The following is a 3259-nucleotide window of genomic DNA, read 5'->3' as shown; positions in this document are numbered from 1 at the left end:
GCGCTAGCCTGCTTCAAAACGATCGTCGGTGCGATCAGGGCATCGTGCGCCTGTCTTGCCCGACGTGTCAAAGGCCCCTTGTGAGTCGAGCAATGCTCGGCTCAAGTTTTTCAATGACTTGTCTACTGTGCATGGGGTTGTTTTCGCGGATTTGTAATTTCATGGTTCGAGACGCGCCGTAAGACGGCGCTCCTCACCATGAGGTCTGGGGTGCCGCCGCAGAACGAGACCTCATGGTGAGGAGCGCGCTCTTGCGCGCGTCTCGAAGGATGGCCACAACGAGACCGCCGCTTACCCCCGCACCCGCTTCAGCATCTGCTCGACATGGGCGATCGGCGTCTCCGGCTGGATGCCGTGGCCGAGATTGAAGATGAAGCGCCCGGCAGCGAAATTCGCCAGCACGTTGTCGATCGCGCGGTCGAGCGCGGCGCCACCGGTAATGAGCACCAGCGGATCGAGATTGCCCTGCACTGCGACGCGTGATTGCACGCGCTCGCGGATGAAGGCCGGCTCCGCCGTCCAGTCGATGCTGACGGCGTTGACGCCGGTCGCCTCGACATAGCCCGGCAATTGCGCGCCAGCGCCACGGGGAAAGCCGATGATCTTGGCGTCCGGCACCTTCGCGCGTACGCCCTCGACGATGCGCCGCGTCGGCTCGACCGACCAGCGCGCGAACTCGGCCGGCGGCAGCACCCCGGCCCAGGTGTCGAAGATCTRCAAGGCATCGGCACCGGCTGCGAGTTGCGCCAGCAGATATTCGATCGAGTTGTCGACCAGCACGTCGATGATCTTCGCAAACGCGTCCGGATGCCGGTAGGCCATCATCCGCGCCGGGGCTTGGTCGGGCGTGCCCTGGCCCGCGACCATGTAGGTCGCCACCGTCCACGGCGCGCCGCAGAAGCCGATCAGCGCGGTCTTGGGATCGAGCGCGCCGCGCACGATCTTCAAGGCCTCGCACACAGGCGCGAGCTTGCCGAAGTCGGCGCGCGCGGCGAGCGTTCCGACCTTCGCGGGATCATCCAGCGGCTCGAGCCGCGGACCTTCACCGACCTCGAAGCGCACGGAGCGGCCGAGCGCGTAGGGGATCACCAGGATGTCCGAGAAGATGATCGCCGCGTCGAAGCCGAATCTCCGGATCGGTTGCAGCGTGACCTCGGCGGCAAGTTCCGGGTTGAAGCAGAGATCGAGGAAGCCGCCGGCCTTGGCCCGCACCTCGCGATATTCCGGCAGGTAGCGGCCGGCCTGGCGCATCATCCACATTGGCGGGATGGCTTGGCGCTGGCCGGAGAGCACGTCGATGAAAGGCTTTGTCGCAGACTGGGGCACGAATGGTCCTGAGCAAGGTTACGGCTCCTGATACACCGCGGCGGCCTTCAGCGGAACAGGGGAACAAGCGCAATTGGGCCGCGTTGACCAACCAATGGAGGAGATCATGGCTGAGTCATTCAATCCCGCGCCGCACGACAAGCACGCCGACGATCTGCATGAGGCGCTCGCCGCCGATCGTCATGCCAAGCTCGATACCGGGCTCAAGGACAGCTTTCCGGCGTCCGATCCCGTGAGCGTCGCCCAGCCGACCCCCTCGAAGGCCGATGCGGACGCCGACAATCCCTCGCTCTGGGACAAGGTTAAGGCCATCTTCAGCTAGCGGGAGCGGAGCCGGATTCCGACAGGTTCGCTAATACCCTGTTAGCGATGCCCTGATCCTTGCGTCCGTAGGACTACGGGAAAGCGCAGGTATCGCGGTGTATTTCGGCAGTCATTTCAGAGTTCAATAATAGAAGCGGCAGAGTTTCCGAAACGATCGGAGAATTCTGCCGCATGAGCGCTGCTACCCAAAGAGCCGGATGGAGCCGCCTGCCGCTACGCGCGGCGGCGTTTGTCGTGCTGACCTGCGCGACCATCCTCGGCGTCAGCGCCTGGCGGGAATGGGCCGCGCGCGACGCAGTGCTCAAGGGCGCCGAGACCGAGATGGCGAACGTTGCGCGATCGCTCACGCAGCATGCCGAGGATAGCCTCGATCTGCTCGATTCCGGCGTCGTCGGCGTCGTCAGCCGGCTGGAGATGGACGGCACCGAACCTGCCACGATCGCCAAGCTCAGAAACCTCATGGAGGTGCGCAAGAAGGCGACGGAGCGCGTGCACAGCTTCGCCATCATCGACGACCGGGGCAATTGGCTGACCTCGCCCGGCACGATCGGCTCGACGCTCAGCGACGACGCGTTCTTCCGCCATCACCAGCTCTCCCCGAAACGAGAGGCCCATCTCGGCCGTCCCGTGAAGAGCCTGCTCGATGGCGAATGGGTCCTCACCCTGTCGCGCCGCTTCAACAAGGCGGACGGCAGCTTTGGCGGCGTGGTGCTCGCGACCATCAGCTCCGGATATCTGTCGCACTTCTACGAGCAGTTCGAGATCGGCCGCAACAGCTCCGTCGCGCTGACACATGGCGACGGCCTGATCGTCGCACGCTACCCGAGCAACGAGAAATTCGTCGGACGCAGCGTCGCCGACAAGCCGCTGTTCCGCAACCCGAGCCTGCAAGGGCCGAGCGGTGCCTATCACTTCAAGTCGCCGCTGGACGGCGCCGAACGCGTCAGCTTCTTCAAGCGCTCTGGCCGCTATCCGTTCTTCCTGCTCGCCACCGTCGACAAGGACGAACTGCTGGCGCCCTGGCGCGCCGCCGCGATTTCCCGCATGCTCTACGTCCTCGCGCTGGTCATGTTGATCGCGATCATCGGCGCGGTGCTGGTGCGGCAGTTGCAGCGGGGCCAGCGCATGGCCGCAGCCCTGGTCGAGAAGGAAGCCCATTTCCGCCTGCTCGCCGAAGGCTCCAGCGACATGGTGACCCGTATCGGGCTCGACGAGCGGCTGCGCTACGTCTCTCCCTCGTCGGTCCGCGTCGTCGGCTGGCGGGCCAACCAGCTGATCGGAACGCCCGCGCTCGCGGGCGTTCATGCGGATGACCTGCCGCAGGTCCAGGCCCTCGTCGATGCGATGAAGCGCGGCGAGAAGGATGAGGTGCGCGTCACCTATCGCAACTCGCACCGTCAGAAGGGCGAAGTCTGGCTCGAATCGACCATGCGGGTGACACGCAAGGACAACGGCAACGTCGACGGCGTGGTCGCGATCTCGCGCGACATCACCGAGCAGAAGACGCTGGAAACCAGGCTCGAGACGCTCGCGACCGAGGACAGCCTCACCGGGCTTGCCAACCGCCGCTGCTTCGACGACCGGCTGAACGACGAATGGGCGCGTGCCT

3 protein-coding genes are annotated in these 3259 nt (G+C 65.1%); 2 read left to right on the top strand and 1 reads right to left on the bottom strand.

Annotation, left to right across the window (positions count from 1 at the left end; genetic code table 11):
- Nucleotides 1–291 precede the first annotated feature (291 nt).
- The gene (gene hemE / locus AC1D00_RS33100) at nt 292–1326 is read right to left on the bottom strand and encodes a uroporphyrinogen decarboxylase (protein ID WP_477013564.1); all 1035 of its coding nucleotides are present in this window, start codon (nt 1324–1326) and stop codon (nt 292–294) included.
- Between the two features lie 106 nt (nt 1327–1432).
- Here hemE and AC1D00_RS33095 point away from each other — a divergent pair, with 106 nt between their 5' ends.
- Entirely contained in the window at nt 1433–1648 is a 216-nt protein-coding gene (locus AC1D00_RS33095) for a hypothetical protein (RefSeq protein ID WP_404558568.1), read from the top strand.
- Nucleotides 1649–1821: 173 nt separating this feature from the next.
- On the top strand, nt 1822–3259 hold a 1438-nt coding region (locus AC1D00_RS33090), incomplete at its 3' end, for a PAS domain S-box protein (protein ID WP_477013563.1).

Source organism: Bradyrhizobium sp. P2_E8 (genome assembly GCF_056403875.1).
Note: the sequence above shows the minus strand (reverse complement) of the source record. Positions and strands in the feature narration are given on the sequence as shown.